Origin of the sequence: Bacteroides fluxus YIT 12057, from assembly GCF_000195635.1 — a bacterium.
Taxonomy (GTDB): Bacteria; Bacteroidota; Bacteroidia; order Bacteroidales; family Bacteroidaceae; genus Bacteroides; species Bacteroides fluxus.
On the sequence record NZ_GL882691.1, the window covers coordinates 124,282 to 140,852 of the forward strand.

Below are 16,571 nucleotides of genomic sequence, written 5' to 3' on the forward strand. Positions count from 1 at the left end.
ACTGATGAAAATCAATAAAACGAATGCAGCGAGGCTTTTGGATAAAGCTAAGATTGCCTATGAACTCATTCCTTATGAGTTTGATGAGAGTGATTTGAGTGCGGTACATGTAGCCGCCAGTTTGAATGAGGATATAAATTGTGTTTTCAAGACTTTGATACTTCACGGGGACAAAAACGGATATTTTGTCTGTGTGATTCCCGGTGAGCATGAAGTGGATTTGAAGATGGCAGCCAAAGTGTCCGGAAATAAAAAATGTGACCTTATCCCTATGAAGGAACTGCTTCCTTTGACTGGATATATCCGGGGAGGCTGTTCTCCTGTCGGTATGAAAAAGCCTTTCCCTACGTATATTCATGAAACGTGCCTCCAATTCCCGTTTATTTATATCAGTGCGGGTCAACGCGGGCTCCAGCTTAAATTAGATCCAAAAGATCTGATAAAAGAGGTACGTGCGGAAGTTTGTGCGCTTTTTTAAAGGAATGTGCCTTGAAAAGTATATATTTGCAAAAAATATAAAGAAATCAATCTAATTACTAATATCTAATATCAAAAATTATGTTCGAAGGACAACCTAAGGGACTTTATGCCTTGGCGCTTGCCAATACAGGAGAGCGTTTTGGTTATTACACAATGTTGGCAGTGTTTGTGCTGTTTTTAAAAGCAAATTTCGGTTTGTCACCGACTGTAGCAGGAAATATCTATGGTGCATTTTTGGCTATGGTCTATTTCTTGCCATTTATCGGTGGTATTCTTGCCGATAAGTTTGGCTATGGCAAAATGGTGACTATCGGTATCGTCGCCATGTTTATGGGGTATGTATTGCTTGCTGTTCCGGCAGGCACAGGCACGATAGGCATGATTTGCATGGTAGGTGCCTTGCTGGTTATCAGTACCGGTACAGGACTTTTCAAGGGTAATTTGCAGGTGATGGTAGGTAATCTTTATGACTCCCCCGAATATGCCTCAAGGCGTGACTCTGCTTTCAGTATCTTCTACATGGCTATCAATATCGGTGCTTTGTTTGCGCCGTCATGTGCAGTAGGCATTATGGACTATGCTCAAAAAAGCCTGGGAGTGAGTGTCAATGACTCTTATCATTTTGCTTTCGGTGTGGCATGTGTTTCGCTTATCGTTTCCATGATTATTTATTATTCTTTCCGCAGTACTTTTAAGCACGTGGAAGGTGGTACAAAACAGGTTGCCGAGAACAAGGCATCGGTTGCGGAAGAACTTTCTCCTGCTGAGACCAAAGATCGTATCGTGGCTCTTTGTCTGGTATTTGCCGTGGTTATTTTCTTCTGGATGGCTTTCCATCAGAATGGTCTGACCCTTACTTTCTTTGCTGATGAATTTACAGCAAAAAGTTCTTCGGGTGTAGAGAGCATGATGTTTACCGTGTGGAATCTGGTGGCAGTTATCTTTATTGTATATGCTTTGTTTTCATTGTTCCAAAGCAAGAACGGACGCACGAAACTTATCTCGGGTCTGGTGATTCTGGCTGCTGTAGCTTTCTTGGTTTACAGATATACGATACTACCGGAATCTACCGCAGTAGATGCTCCCATCTTCCAGCAGTTCAATCCATTTTATGTAGTGGCTCTCACTCCTGTCTCTATGGGTATCTTCGGTTGGCTGGCTTCTAAAGGCAAGGAACCAAGTGCACCCCGTAAAATCGGGCTTGGCATGTTGGTAGCGGCTTGTGGTTACATTGTAATGATTGTAGCTTCTTTAGGATTGCTTTCTCCTAATGAACAGAAAGTAGCCCTTGAAGCCGGTACGGCCTCGTTTGTGTCACCTGATTGGTTGGTTTCCACTTATCTTGTCCTGACGTTTGGCGAACTTCTGCTTTCTCCTATGGGTATTTCTTTCGTATCGAAAGTAGCTCCTCCCAAGTATAAGGGTATGATGATGGGAGGATGGTTTGTGGCTACCGCCATTGGCAACTATCTCACATCTGTGGCTTCTGCTTTGTGGGGCGACCTGCCGCTTTACGTGGTATGGGGAGTATTGGTCGCTCTCTGTCTGTTATCCGCTCTCTTCATCTTCTCCGTGATGAAGCGTCTGGAAAAAGTGGCATAAGTCTTTAACTTGAAGAATATAAAAAAATGAAAGCCGTGCAATTGAACGCACGGCTTTCATTTTTTCAGTGCTTATATTTCTATCCCCATTATATAATCATTCATATAATATCCGTTTCCAATCGGGAAATCTCCTTCTCTCAACTTCTTCATCCCCATGTGTTCATAGAACTGTAATGCTTTGTTGTGTCGGTTCACGTTTAGTTCCATCAGGCATGGGCCGGGATGTATCTCCTTGATATACTTGATTGCCTCCCGAAACAGGAAACTGCCGCAATGTGCCCCTTGATAGTAGGGGAGTACATAGATTTTTTGCAGATGGAATACATTTTCCTCTTGTGGTTGTACGGATACATATCCCGCAGCTTCACATTCTTCATAGGCAAGAAGGTAAACGTGTCCTTCTTCTTCCATTTGTTTGCGGATGTTGTCTAAAGAATACATCCATTCCATCATGTAGTCAATTTGTTCTGGAGCAAGAATATCCCGGTAAGTTACAGGGAATATCTGTTGTGCCAGTTTTTGTATTAATCCGCAATCAGCGGTTGTTGCTTTTCTGATAGTAAACATATCGGTTGTATTTATATATTGTTTGTACAAAGTTAATATATTGTACTATTTCGCCAACGTATTGTGCTAAGAAATAATAGTGTGCATTTAAGAAGAAAAACAAATCAGAGTTCGCTTTTTTTTGTATTTTTGCGGCATATATTAAAATATAAGATAAATAAAGCCTTTGGTTATGAAGAAACTTAAGAAACTGGCAGCCGCTATTGTGATATTGTCGCTTTCGCCTCTTTGTATGGCTCAACGGTGCAATCGCACTGCAAATCCTGTTGTCCTTACGGATGATGAAGTTCCTGTCTTTATTACAATCGGACAGTCGAATGCAGACGGTTCGGCTTTTGCCGATGCCGGGGAAGACCGTAGATTGAGTGCCTGGTATGATAATCCTGATTCCAATCCCGGATTGATGAAGATATGGTACCGTAGCTGTTATATTGTCAACCAGTCTGATGGTGCACGTTGGGTTTTCGATGGTACTACCGAGGATGTAGCTCCCGGATGGCTCAATCTGTATTATAAAAACGACAATCTGAATGGAAGGACCATGATGAACATGATTCACGGATACGGGACGTGGAGTGCCGGTGCGGCCGGCCGTCGGGGTATGGAAGGTGAGTTCGGCATGCATTTCCAGCAAGCTTTTCCCGGCAAGGAGCTTTACATTATTAAATTGGGATGTTCGGGATCTCAAATTGAAACTTGGGCATCTTCTTCCGACAGCCATAACTGGGATTATTTCTATGAGAACCTTTATAAGCCCGCCATCAACGATTTGCTGAGTAAGGGCAAGAAGCCTCGTCTGGCCGGTATTTGGTGGATGCAGGGAGAAGGCAACGGCGCAGATTCTAAAGAGCATTATCTGCCTTTGCTGAAAGCGCTTATCAATAAATGTCGTACCCGGCTTGGATTTCCGGATGCGCATATTTATATTGGCCATATAGTAAAGCCGGGGGAGAGTTTGACTAACCCTGCGGCTTCAGTACAGTATGGGCAGGGAGTGCGTGACGCGCAAGATGCGGTCGTTAACCCGGAAGATGAAAATTTCATTCCGAATGTCTCTGTTATAGATGCCAAGGACAGTCCTTTTGACAAGGATAATCTGCATTGGGGGCACGTTGGTATCAATAAAATAGGCAAAAAGATTGCGGCTGAAGTAATATCAGCCGGCAATCGTGGAGAATGGGCCGTTTTCTGCCTGTCAGCATTCAAAGGTTCTGCTGCGTGCCAACATGCAGGCACCGATGACTCCGGCCTTGCTCTTTAGTTTGGAGAGGGCAATGGTGGAGTCTTGACTTACTAGATTGAGCGAGTATTTGCGGACAGCACTCTTTATGGGTTGCAGTATGTAATCGCCCGTCTGTGAGATGGTTCCGCCAATAATGACCAATTCCGGGTTGAAGAGGTTTATCAGCCCGGCTATTTGCTTTCCTAATTTCTGGCCTATTTCCTCGATGATTTCAATGCACAGAAGATCTTCTTTATTGATGGCATCTATAATTTCATCCAATGTAAGAATATTTTCTGTGTCTTTGGCTCTATGCGAAAGTATAGACTCTTCTCCGTTGGCTATACGTTCCAGCAGGATGCGGTGCAATGCGGAACCTGACGCTTCTGTTTCCAGGCAACCTTTCTTTCCGCAATGGCACATTATTTCATTGTTGAATGCCGGCATGTGTCCCAGCTCGCCGGAAAAACCGGACTTTCCGGTATATATCTCGCTGTTGATGATGATGCCTATACCCAGTCCCCAGCTCATGTTGACGAAAAGTATGTTTTTTTCTCCATGTATGTTTCCCTGCAGAAATTCTCCATAGGTCATGGCACGTGTGTCATTGTCAATGGTGACGGTACATCCTATCTTTTCGGCTATGACTTCGGCAAGGGGACGTTCTTCAAAGTTGAACCAACTGTGGCTGTAGCCCGATTCGGGGTTTACCCTTCCGGAGATGTTGATGTTTACGTTGAGTATCTTCTCTTTTTCGATATCGACTCTTTTAATGAATTTGGCTATCAGTTTACATAAATCATCCAGACCTGCAGGAGTGTTTCTGCAATGATAGGGGATATCCATTTTTAAGTCCACCATGTCTCCCTTGAAGTTCATCAGTCCTATATTGATGGCAAAACGTTTGATATCCACACCAATGAAATAGCCGGATTCGGCATCCAGCCCATACAGGCTGGGACGGCGTCCGCTGTTCGTGCCTTGTTTGCCGTATTCGTGGATATATCCCTCTTCGCACATCTCATTGATGAACTTGGTAACGGTAGGAACGCTCAAGTCCAGTTCCTTGGATAAACTGGTAATGGTTGACGGTCCATTATATATATAATAAGTAATAATCTTTTTTTTGACTAAAGCATTTTTGGTACCTATCTTTATTTCTTCTAGCAAATTTGGCTTCATATTGACTTAGATATATTATTAACAACTAATTTGTTACAAAAATAGGGAATGTCTTTGATAAACCCTTCTTTTGGCTTGTGAATTTATGTTATAGATGTGTTGATGCCACTTTTTTTACCCTTATAGTACACTTCTTATATCTGAATCGTGTAAAATACAGACTTTGTTTATAAAATATTTTAGTAAATGTATCGTTTTTAATAAAAATGATTATCTTTGCATCAGAATATTAATCTTAAATAGAATATTGGAAATGGAAAAGATTATTGGATTAATCAATGCACCTTTCACTCCGTTTTATGAAAATGGGGAAGTGAATTATGAGCCTATTGAAGCTTATGCTCAAATGTTGGTAAAAAATGGCCTGAAAGGCGTGTTTATCAATGGTTCTTCCGGTGAAGGCTATATGCTGACGGATGAGGAACGTATGAAGTTGGCCGAACGTTGGGTGGAAGTGGCACCTGAAGGCTTTAAGGTGATTGTGCATGTAGGTAGCTGTTGCGTGAAGTCCAGTCGTAAACTTGCCGAACATGCACAGAAAATCGGTGCGTGGGGAATTGGCGCTATGGCACCTCCTTTCCCGAAAGTAGGTCGTGTGGAAGAGCTGGTAAAGTATTGTGAAGAGATAGCTTGCGGTGCTCCCGAACTTCCTTTCTATTATTATCATATCCCGGCATTCAACGGTGCTTTCCTGTCCATGGTGGCATTTTTGGAAGCGGTAGATGGTCGTATTCCTAATTTTGCCGGAATTAAATACACTTTTGAGAGCATGTACGAATACAACCAATGCCGTTTGTATAAGAATGGCAAGTACGATATGCTGCACGGACAGGATGAAACCATTCTTCCTTGCCTTGCCATGGGTGGAGCACAAGGCGGTATCGGTGGCACTACCAACTATAATGGCGTAAATCTGGTAGGCATCATTGATGCATGGAAAGCCGGTGACTTGGAAAAGGCGCGCGAATTGCAGAACTTTTCTCAGGAGGTGATTAATGTGATTTGCCATTTCCGCGGTAATATTGTGGGAGGCAAGCGCATCATGAAACTGATAGGTTTGGATTTAGGTAAAAACCGCACCCCGTTCCAGAATATGACAGACGAGGAAGAGGTACGCATGAAAGCTGAACTGGAAGCTATTCATTTCTTTGAACGTTGCAATAAATTCTGATAGTTATGGACTCGACAACACACTATTTGCAAATGTGGGCTGATTCCTATCGGCAAGATCTGGTAGGGAATATCATGCCTTTTTGGTTGAAGTATGGGTTAGATGGCAAACATGGTGGAGTTTATACGTGTGTCAACCGGGATGGTTCATTGATGGATACTACCAAGTCTGTCTGGTTTCAGGGACGTTTTGGTTTCATTGCGGCTTTTGCCTATAATAATATAGAAAAGAATCCTGAATGGCTGGCGGCTTCCAAGAGTTGTATTGACTTTATCGAGAAACATTGTTTCGATAAGGACGGCCGTATGTTTTTTGAGGTAAAGGAAGACGGCACCCCGCTGCGTAAGCGCCGTTATGTCTTTTCAGAATCCTTTGCTGCCATTGCCATGTCAGAATATGCTTTGGCATCCGGTGACCACAGCTATGCGGAAAAGGCACTTGCGTTATTTAAGCGCATACAGCATTTTATTGCTACTCCGGGTATTCTGGAACCTAAGTATTTGGACACATTAGAGGCGCAAGGGCATTCTGTCACGATGATTCTTATCAATACCGCTTCGCGCATTCGTGCCGTTATTGACGATAAAGATTTAATCCGGCAGATAGATGATTCCATCGCTACTTTGAGCAAATATTTCATTCATCCGGAATTTAAGGCTTTGCTTGAAATGGTGGGTCCCAACGGAGAGTTTATCGATACCTGCAACGGTCGTGTCATCAATCCCGGACATTGCATCGAGACCTCCTGGTTCATCCTTGAAGAAGCCAAATACCGTAATTGGGACGCAGGGCTGGTGAAACTTGCCCTTACCATTCTCGACTGGTCGTGGGAGTGGGGTTGGGACAAGGAGTTCGGCGGGATTATCAATTTCCGTGATTGCCGTAACTTGCCTTGCCAGGACTATTCGCAGGACATGAAGTTCTGGTGGCCGCAAACCGAGGCAATCATTGCCACTCTTTATGCATATCAGGCTACCGGAGACAAGAAGTATCTGGAGATGCATAAGCAGATCAGCGACTGGACGTATGCCCACTTCCCCGATAAGGAATATGGTGAGTGGTATGGCTACCTTCATCGTGACGGGACTGTGGCACAGCCTGCTAAAGGTAATATATTCAAGGGTCCTTTCCATATCCCCCGCATGATGGTGAAGGGTTATATGCTATGTCGTGAATTAATTTCGGAAGAATAAGACCTTAGTTTAAATAAAATATGAAAAATACAAAAATCTATCCTTGGATAGTAGTCGCTCTCTTGTGGGTGGTGGCTCTGCTCAACTATATGGACAGGCAGATGCTCTCCACCATGCAGGAGGCTATGAAAGTGGATATTGTAGAACTGGGCAAAGCGGAAGCTTTCGGGGCACTGATGGCGGTATTCTTATGGATTTACGGATTCATGAGCCCGGTTGCAGGAGTTGTGGCAGACCGCGTCAGTCGTAAGTGGCTGATAGTCGGCAGTTTGTTTGTCTGGTCTGCGGTTACCTATTTGATGGGGTATGCTGATTCTTTCCAGGAGCTATACTGGCTTCGCGCCTTTATGGGTATCAGTGAAGCGCTCTATATACCTTCTGCTTTGTCTTTGATTGCCGACTGGCATCAGGATAAATCTCGTTCCTTAGCCATTGGCATTCACATGACAGGTCTTTACGTAGGACAAGCTATCGGTGGCTTTGGCGCTACGGTGGCGGCAGCTTTCTCATGGCATACGGCTTTTCATTGGTTCGGTATTATTGGAATCATTTATTCCATCGTGTTGCTGTTGTTCTTGCACGAGAATCCTGAGCGTATGAAAATTGCCAAGTTACAGCCTGCTGCCGGTGAAAAGAAGTCCTCAATGCTTGGCGGTTTATCTGTTGTGCTGTCAAACTGGGCTTTCTGGGTAATATTGTTCTATTTTGCCGCGCCCAGCCTTCCGGGATGGGCCACAAAAAACTGGTTGCCTACTCTTTTCGCTGAAAGTTTAAATATCCCAATGGCGGAAGCCGGGCCAATATCTACTATTACCATTGCCATTTCTTCCTTTATAGGGGTACTTGTCGGTGGTGTGATGTCCGACCGCTGGGTACAGAAAAACATTCGCGGACGTGTATATACGGGAGCCATTGGTTTGGGAATGACTATTCCTTCGCTGTTGTTGCTTGGTATGGGACATAGTTTTGTCAGCGTAGTGGGTGCCGGACTGTTGTTTGGTATAGGTTATGGTATTTTTGATGCCAACAATATGCCTATCCTCTGTCAGTTTGTTTCGGCCAAACACCGTGGCACGGCATACGGTATCATGAATATGACCGGAGTTTTTGCCGGTGCTGCCGTTACCCACTTGTTGGGACGGTGGACCGACGGTGGTAATCTGGGTATGGGATTTGCCATGCTGAGTGGCGTTGTGCTGGTGGCATTGGCGCTTCAACTTTATTTCCTGCGCCCGAAAACGGATAATCTGGAATAATAGAAAAACAATGATGATTGTATCCAATTTACAAAACAGTCAACGGGTGGAGGGACTTCACCCGTTGTTCAAGACACTTTTTGATTATGTAAAGTCTCATGACTTGCTGCACGCAGATTTAGGACGTATCGAGATAAAGGGTGATGAACTTTTTATCAACAATGTGAATCCCGAATGTGTGGTTGCCGAGAAGCAGGTGCTGGAACTGCACCGTGACTATATTGACGTACATATATTGTTGGAGGGTGCCGAAAGAATAGGGTGGAAAGCCATCGAAGACCTTACCGATGAAGTGAAGCCTTATGAAAAAGAAGGGGATTGTGCCCTTTATTCTGACACTCCGACTACTTTCGTCGATCTACTCCCCGGTCAATTTATGATTGTTTATCCCGAAGATCCTCATGCACCGGTTATCGGTGAAGGCAAGATACGTAAGCTGATTGCAAAAGTGAAGCTTTAACGGTTTGGGTTGTAGTAGGCAGGCTGTTCTCTTTTTTTTAAGTAGAACAGCCTGCTTTTTTATTGAGCAGGCTGAGTTTTCTTGATATTTAGGTTTCCCTTATTGCCGGTATCATAAAGCAAGGAGGTGTGTCAAAATAAAGATTTAGAACACAACTTACGCAACCCCTGCTTTTTAATGACTACTGATAATCAACGATTATCAGATTCGCTTTTTTGCGTAATTTGTGTAATTTGCGTTCTTTTATCAGTTTTGACACACCTCCTTGTCTTTCCTCCTTATTTCAGAAGTTTCTTCTGTGGTGAGTATATCAGTCCTTCTACCGCATTTTCTCCGTCGAGAGTGACAAAGACGGTGGTAAACATCCATTTGGTCAGTCTGACTTCCGGATTGGAGAACTTGCCAATAGGCAGTTTCAAGAACACCTTGTTCCAGCCCTTGTTGAGATGGACTTTGATAGGGGGACGTGCCACGCAGTTTTCATTGCCCAGAGCTATCTCATTGCTTCTTTTCCGATGAGTGGCGGTCCATACCGGAGGCATTACCTCTTTACCGTTAATCCAGATTCGGCTTCCTTTGTAGTCCCATTTTCCCTGCAAGGGAGGAAGATCCATTTCAGAACGTCCGTAGTTCTGGAATTCCGCCCACAAGCCTATTTCCTGCTCTTTCGGAGAGTAAACCCACGTATAGGCGTATGCGGTATGATTTTCCTGGGGGGCTTTGTAGAAAGTCGGAACTAACTTTCCCCATACATGACGCAGGTAGATACCTGCGCCGATGGCTTCGCGGGTTTTGTATTCCTTGCCTTCGTAAAAGTAAGTGTCTTTTAGTTCCTCTTCGGGAGGGAACACCTTGGCCAAGTCGCCTCCGTTGGGAAATGCGTCCGTAATGTTCCACTTCACGTTGGTCTGCTTCACGTATGCAAAAGGATATCCTTTGAAAGTATATCTCTTGTGCCAAAGCATGCGCTTTTCAAAGTCCGCGAAAGCCTTGAACTCCTCCGAGTCTTCGCCCGGCAGAATGGTACCGTTCTTGTCGAAATATTCCGTTCCGCCTCCCAGCCATGCGCGTTCTGCAATGGCAAGCATGTTGGGGTAGAAGTGGTTTTCCAGGATGATGTTCCGTTCCGGTTCTACCAGACGGTCGTTCCAGATGGCAAGTATGGTTCCGGCTATGTCGTCACTGCCTTGTTCCACATTATAAATCTTGCTGTTATACAGGCCTATGATATCACCGAATGTATCGAAGTGGTTCAGATAATGGAAGCGGGAGTCAATGGCAGGGATACCCGGCTGTGCCTTTCCCCTGAAACTCCATAGATGGGTCATGTCTATTTCGCCCGGCTTGTAGTTCCATCCCGGATTCCAGGAAATTACCTTTTTGCCTTTGGAGCGGACAAATTCTATCATCTCGGGCACGAAGCTCATGTTGGTGAACTTCACTTCATCGGTACCTATGTGTAGATAAGGCACATCAAAGGTCTCACAGACCTCTTCTACCAGTAATTTCAGGATTTTCATGCCTTCAGGGCTTTGCATGTCGTGTCTGAAGGCACGTATAAATGCTGCACTATGTCCGGGCATGTCAATTTCCGGAATCAGCGTCATTCCATGTCTCTTGCTGAAATCCACCAGTTCACGGGCTTCCTCAAGGGTATAGTATTTGCCCGGCATACGGGTGGTGTTCACGCTGTCGTTCAGCATCGGAAATATTTTACTCTCCAGCCGCCAGGACTGGTTTTCCGTCAGGTGAAAGTGGAACACATTGATTTTGAATCGGGACAATATCTCAATCTCCTTTTTCAGTTCTTCAACGGAGATATAGCTCCGCCCTACGTCCTGCATGAAACCGCGTACACGGAAAGCGGGCCAGTCGGTAATCTCGCAACCTTTTATCAGGCTGCTTTTTCCCTTCCGGACTTGTAGTTGACGCAGGGTTTGCAATGCCCAATACGCTCCCTGCTCCGTAACGGCTTCCACTTTTATCCGGTTGGCGGTTACTGTCAGTTTATAGGCTTCACCGGCATTTAGAGTAACTCCCGGCAATTTATCCACCAGGCAGACTTCTATGGTACGGGATGCCTTTTCTTTGACTTGTCCGCCCGCCTCCTCGACAAATGCCGTATAATCATCGGCATGTACCGGGGTAACAAGACGTACATCGCCCAGTTTATACCACTTTCCGGTATAGTTCACATGTTGCGGCTTAGGCAGCAAATTTATTTCTGAAGCTTGAACGACAGATGCGCTCAACAACAGCCCCCATAAAATTATATATATTATTCTGTGCATCGTTTATATTAATATAATGTTTGATTCCTTTCTGAATTCAGCCCTGCTTTATTCTATCGAATATCTCAGAACATTTCACATGGCTTTCATAAAAGAAGAGCTCTTCTGGTAATAAAATTCAGAAGAGCTCCAACTTATTGTTTTATCTTGTCAATCTTTTAAAGCTCAATGTCTATTTTATAACACGGCCCAAAGATAGTGAAATTATTCGTAACCCGGAGTTTGTTCCAAGTCATCATTATTCGTCAATGTGTTGGCATCAATCGGCCATAACAGTCTGTTCTCTTCTGCCAGTGAATATTGATGCACATACTTCCATCCCAGCATACGGATGTCATACCAACGCTTTCCTTCGAAAAGGAACTCGCGGAGACGTTCTTTCAGAACGGCTTCTATTGCGCCTGCGTTGTCCGGTTTCATCCACTTGTTGTCTGCATAGAATTCTGTGTCGTTATCATTGGGATATGCCACTTTATCCTTATTTGCTTCGAAGTATGCCTTTCCGTAGGCGCGTTCACGTACGGCATTGATTTCGGCAGTAGGATCTTCACCCAACAAAGCTTTCGCCATGGCAAGCTGCAACAAACAGTCGGCATAACGGTAGATGGGGAAATCATCCAGATAACTGCGTTGAGAACCGCCTTCCAGCATGGTGCCTTGATACTTGTAAGCAATAGGACCGAAATAAGTTACTTTATCGTCCTTTTTCGTGTACATTGCCTTCAATGAAGTTGCCCAGCGTGTGTCGTCATCACGGAAACCTTTCCAGTAGAATGCTTTCTGTACTTGCAGGCGGGTCAGACCGTTCAATTGTGCATCGGGTGTTCCTACAAATGAGTTACCGTTTTCATCACAATATACTTTCGTCATTTTATCCTGCGCCGGCATTAGGTTACCACCATATCCGCCACCCCACAAGCTATATTCATCTTTGCCGTTATGAATGGTAAAGATCATTTCCTTGTTCTTCTTGTTGGTGTAAGAGAAGACATCCTTGAAGTTGCCTACCAAGGCAACATCGGCTTTCTTCACATTTTCAAAAGCCTGTTTGGCAATACGGTAATCGGTTTCTCCACCGCCCATCTGGCTTCCGCTCCACAAGTAAACTTCACCTTTCAGCATCTGGGTAGCAGCCATGGACCAGTAATGGCGTCCTAATTTGAAAGAGTAATTGTCGCCAAATGCTTTTTCAGAATCTTCAATGTCCTTTTTAATCTGTTCCATTACAGCAGTGGCCGGTGAAACAGGTTTGGTGATATTGCTTAAATCAATATTCTGTCCCTCTGTGTAATCCAGGTAGAGAATAACGTCTCCCCAGGAGCGCAGCAAATGAAAATAATGATAAGCACGCATGGCGTGAGCTTCACCCAAATAATAATTCTTGAGATCTTCCGTCAAAACAGTCGTTTCCTTTGTTTTGGCAATCATCAGGTTCAGCTGGTTGATGTTTTTGTACATGTCAGCGTAGTTGCTGATGCCCACATTTTCTTTATTGATAGTATTAAAGGGTAAACGCTCCATACCTTGTGAAGCTTCACCGCCGATAGGGTCATCTCCGAATATATCGGCACGCGGTTCACCTAAAAGATAAAAGTTTAGACTCTTTTCGCGCAACATGGCATGCATACCTACGTTAAAAGCGCTGAAGTGGTCGGGGGTCTTCCAATATGATGTTCCTCCAATGGAGCTGGTTGGCTCAAGATCTAAGGAATCACATCTCGTAAACAACAGCATGGAAATTCCTGCCAACAAGTATGTTAATTTTTTATTCATATTTTCAATATTAAGTAGGTTTAGAATTAGAATGTTACAGATAAACCAAATAAGATGGTTCTCGGAGTAGGATAACGTCCCAAATCAACGCCGTCCCACCAGTTTCCAGCAACCGAAGCTTCCGGAGAAGTACCGCTATAACCGGTGATATACAACAAGTTCTGTCCGGTTACATACAAAGAAGCGTCTTGTATGGATGCTTTCTTTATCCATGCCTTCGGTAGGTTGTAGTTCAAGGTCAGTTCACGCAATGCCAAGTAGTCAGCTTTTTCATAGAAGCGCGAGCTGTTATTGTCTCTGCTGATACCGGCATTGTTGGAACGGGTAATGTTCTTCTTAGCCAACTGGTCGGCATAGTAGAAGGCGGGGAGGTCAGTGTCTCTATTGTCTTCTCTCCACATATCTTTCACTTCGGTAATGATATTGAAGGCACCTTGATATTGTCCTAAAGAACGGGCTGCAAGGTCATTGTACAAAGTATGTCCCAAAGCGTAGTCAAAACGTGCGGATAAAGACAAGCCCTTATAACCGAATGTAGTTGTAAAACCACCGGTTACTTTGGGAAGCATATTACCTACCACTTCGCGGTCAAGACCGTTGATTTTGTTGTCGCCATTGATGTCTTTCCAAAGGACGTCACCCGGTTCGATGGGTCTCCATCCTTTTTGGCCTTCATATTTGCTGGCAAGTCCGGGACCGTATAAGTTGGCTACCTCATCAATAAACATATTGGCATTGGCTTTCACATCATCCCAGTCTCTGAGGATACGTACCTGTCTGTAACCAATCATTTCACCCAGTTTGCCGCCTTCCTGGCGTCCACCGATCCATCGGGTTTTGTCTTTGCTACCCGGTACGGCTACTTCATAACCGCCTACACGGTTTTTATCCACACCATTATAAGGCAATGAGATAATTTTATTTGCTACAGAAGAAACATTGGCTGATACATCCCATGTAAATCCTTTAGGATTATTCAGGATATTGGCTTTTACTTCCATTTCGAAACCGGTATTACGCAATGTACCCATGTTGGTCATAAGTTCGGAAAATCCTGTATAACCGGGAAGTGCCTGCTTGGTGAGCAAGTCGTTGGTATCTCTGCTGAAGAAGTCTAAAATAAAGCCCAGTCTGTTATTCAGAAAACCGATATCCAAACCTACTTCAAGTGTCTTACTCTGTTCCCAACGCAAACCTGTATTTACAAGTGCCGAGTTATAGTAAGCGGAAGAACCACCATAGCTTTTACCGTCGTTTTTATCATAACCTACAAGATTATAAGCTCCGTAAACATCAAAGTCGCCGATACCGTTTACGTTACCGTTCACACCATAACTGATACGGGGCTTCAAATTAGAGATTACATCTGCCAATTTAGATTCTTTCCAGAAGTTCTCTTCCATGATGTTCCAACCGAAAGATACACCGGGGAAGAAACCCCAACGATTGTCCTTCAAACGGGAGATACCGTCATAGCGGGCTACGAACGAGAACAGATATTTCATGTTGTAGTTGTAGTTGGCGCGGCCAAATCCGGAAAGGATGCGATAACCGGTCTTGTCAGTAGAAGTATAAGTACGGGTAGCTCCTACATTTAGAGTTGGGATATCATCATTCGGAGAGTTGTCGGTCTTGGCTTCAAAAGTGAATTTGTCATAAGTGTAGTACTCGCCACCCAACATCACGTCCACATTATGCTTTTCGGCGAAAGTCTTTGTGTAATTCAGTGTAGTGTTGAGCTGCAGCTGCGTATATCTTTGCATATAAGCTTCTGCATGGCGTGTATTGTTCGGAGTAGAAGAAGTTTGTGTATGATAACTCTTGTTGAACTTCTCTCTCTGATAATCATAGTGAAGCAATGAAGCGTTACCGGTCCATACCAATTCTTTGGGAAGGATGTCAAGGTCGAATCCGATGTTATAAGTCTGACGACGTCTTCCGTCTTTTTGTGTCAGTTTATCTCTGTAATAAGCAGGGTTACCGTCCGAAGTACCTCCACCGGAAGTCGGATTGCCCTCTTCATCCCATGGATTCCAAGTAGGACGTTGCGAACGGGTACGGTAGAACATCTGGTCTTCACCGATCCATAAGGAAGGTTTGGTTGACCAGTTGTAAGATGCTCCGGCTTTCACGTTCAAGAACGGGAAAATCTTGTATGAACCGTTCACTGATCCGTTAAAACGTTTGTAACCGGTACCGATGACCATACCGTCTTCGTGATAGTAGCCCAAGTTGGCAGCGAAAGTACCCTTGTCGTTCCCGCCCATAATATTTACATTATGCTCTTGCAGGAAAGCGCTTTCATCAAACACGGCCTTGTCCAGTTGACCGCCGTAGTCTTTATACAAAATTTGTCGACCTTCTTTTACGGGGTCATCCATAACCAACCAGCCTTCATTCTGCAAATGGGCAGTTTCCGGTGTCAGGAAGCGGATGTCGTACAGATTGTTCTTGGTTCCGTAACCTTGCTGTGACTCCAAGCCGTCTTCGTTGGTAGGATTCACTTTCTTGTATCCCGTACGGTTGTACCAGATGTAATCGCCTGCATTCAAGAATTCATAGCCCTTACGGGATAAGTTCACACCCATCTTGAACTTATAGTTCACAGTAGCTTTTCCTTCCTTTCCTTTTTTGGTTTCAACCAAAATAACACCACCGTTGGCACGTGCACCGTAGATAGCGGTAGAAGCAGCATCTTTCAATACCTGGATGGATTCGATGTCACCCGGGTTAAGATCGTTCATACTGTCGCGTATCACGCCATCTACAATAATCAACGCATTGTTATTGCTACCTGTAATGGTAGCACCGCCACGCAGCGTGATTTGGGGTTCTGCACCCGGTTGTCCGCTGACGTTGATTACGCGCAAACCGGTAACCGAACCTTGCAAAGCCTGAGCCGCATTACTGAAAGCTGCATTTTCAAGCACCGCATCGTCCATCTTGGAAATGGCGGTAGTCAAGGTCGCGCGTTTCTGTGAGCCGCCATAACCGGTTACCACCACTTCGTCCAACATTTCAGAATCCTCTTTCATGACAATGTTGAACACATTTTGAGCACCTACTTTGATAACCTGCTCTTTATAACCAATAAAACTAATACGGATGCTTGCATTTTCGGGTACAGTCAGCGTAAACTTACCGTCAATGTCCGTAATGGTTCCGTTGGTTGTTCCCACCTGCAATACACTGGCTCCGATAACCGGTCCCATAGGATCGACTACCGTACCTGTGATTGTCTTTGTCTGTGCCATTAAGTTCAATGACATCAACACACCTAATAAGAAAAAAATTTTTCTCTTCATAGACATAGATTAAATTAACAATTAATAATTAATAAAAATACCATAAGTAAAGATTAAAATAAAAGGT

12 protein-coding genes are annotated in these 16,571 nt (G+C 44.3%); 7 read left to right on the forward strand and 5 right to left on the reverse strand.

From position 1 onward, the window contains the following. The first annotated feature begins 4 nt into the window (after positions 1 to 4). Both ybaK and HMPREF9446_RS15845 read left to right on the forward strand, forming a co-directional pair. On the forward strand, positions 5 to 478 hold the full coding sequence (gene ybaK, locus HMPREF9446_RS15840; RefSeq protein WP_009126751.1) for a Cys-tRNA(Pro) deacylase: 474 nt from the start codon (positions 5 to 7) through the stop codon (positions 476 to 478). Between the two features lie 80 nt (positions 479 to 558). Beyond that, positions 559 to 2,082 (forward strand): peptide MFS transporter, encoded by a 1,524-nt coding sequence (locus HMPREF9446_RS15845; protein ID WP_009126752.1) that lies wholly within the window; start codon positions 559 to 561, stop codon positions 2,080 to 2,082. Positions 2,083 to 2,153: 71 nt separating this feature from the next. On the opposite strand, the gene HMPREF9446_RS15850 is transcribed toward HMPREF9446_RS15845, so the two are convergent. Then, on the reverse strand, positions 2,154 to 2,651 hold the full coding sequence (locus tag HMPREF9446_RS15850) for a GNAT family N-acetyltransferase (protein WP_009126753.1): 498 nt from the start codon (positions 2,649 to 2,651) through the stop codon (positions 2,154 to 2,156). A gap of 172 nt (positions 2,652 to 2,823) precedes the next feature. Here HMPREF9446_RS15850 and HMPREF9446_RS15855 point away from each other — a divergent pair, with 172 nt between their 5' ends. Next, positions 2,824 to 3,912, forward strand: a complete 1,089-nt coding sequence (locus tag HMPREF9446_RS15855) for a sialate O-acetylesterase (protein WP_009126754.1) — start codon at positions 2,824 to 2,826, stop codon at positions 3,910 to 3,912. On the opposite strand, the gene HMPREF9446_RS15860 is transcribed toward HMPREF9446_RS15855, so the two are convergent. Beyond that, complete coding sequence (locus tag HMPREF9446_RS15860; RefSeq protein WP_009126755.1) at positions 3,847 to 5,055, reverse strand: ROK family transcriptional regulator; 1,209 nt, start codon at positions 5,053 to 5,055, stop codon at positions 3,847 to 3,849. The two genes, HMPREF9446_RS15855 and HMPREF9446_RS15860, sit on opposite strands and share 66 nt — an antisense overlap. A gap of 253 nt (positions 5,056 to 5,308) precedes the next feature. Here HMPREF9446_RS15860 and HMPREF9446_RS15865 point away from each other — a divergent pair, with 253 nt between their 5' ends. Genes HMPREF9446_RS15865 through HMPREF9446_RS15880 form a run of 4 tightly spaced genes read left to right on the forward strand, consistent with a single transcriptional unit; the run spans position 5,309 to position 9,135 of the window. After that, positions 5,309 to 6,226 (forward strand): dihydrodipicolinate synthase family protein, encoded by a 918-nt coding sequence (locus tag HMPREF9446_RS15865; protein ID WP_009126756.1) that lies wholly within the window; start codon positions 5,309 to 5,311, stop codon positions 6,224 to 6,226. A 5-nt stretch (positions 6,227 to 6,231) separates the two neighbouring features. Beyond that, positions 6,232 to 7,419, forward strand: coding sequence for an AGE family epimerase/isomerase (locus HMPREF9446_RS15870; RefSeq protein WP_039969817.1), 1,188 nt, complete (start codon positions 6,232 to 6,234; stop codon positions 7,417 to 7,419). Positions 7,420 to 7,439: 20 nt separating this feature from the next. Then, entirely contained in the window at positions 7,440 to 8,675 is a 1,236-nt protein-coding gene (locus HMPREF9446_RS15875) for an MFS transporter (protein ID WP_009126758.1), read from the forward strand. A gap of 13 nt (positions 8,676 to 8,688) precedes the next feature. Further along, complete coding sequence (locus HMPREF9446_RS15880) at positions 8,689 to 9,135, forward strand: YhcH/YjgK/YiaL family protein (protein ID WP_039969850.1); 447 nt, start codon at positions 8,689 to 8,691, stop codon at positions 9,133 to 9,135. 278 nt (positions 9,136 to 9,413) lie between these two features. Here the strand turns inward: HMPREF9446_RS15880 and HMPREF9446_RS15885 are convergent, their stop codons facing one another. From HMPREF9446_RS15885 to HMPREF9446_RS15895, 3 genes are all read right to left on the reverse strand, one after another. After that, complete coding sequence (locus tag HMPREF9446_RS15885; protein ID WP_009126760.1) at positions 9,414 to 11,426, reverse strand: family 20 glycosylhydrolase; 2,013 nt, start codon at positions 11,424 to 11,426, stop codon at positions 9,414 to 9,416. A 204-nt stretch (positions 11,427 to 11,630) separates the two neighbouring features. Beyond that, entirely contained in the window at positions 11,631 to 13,199 is a 1,569-nt protein-coding gene (gene nanU / locus HMPREF9446_RS15890; protein WP_009126761.1) for a SusD family outer membrane lipoprotein NanU, read from the reverse strand. 26 nt (positions 13,200 to 13,225) lie between these two features. Continuing rightward, positions 13,226 to 16,504: a SusC/RagA family TonB-linked outer membrane protein gene (locus HMPREF9446_RS15895; protein ID WP_009126762.1), complete on the reverse strand. Its 3,279-nt coding sequence runs from the start codon at positions 16,502 to 16,504 to the stop codon at positions 13,226 to 13,228. Positions 16,505 to 16,571 lie beyond the last annotated feature (67 nt).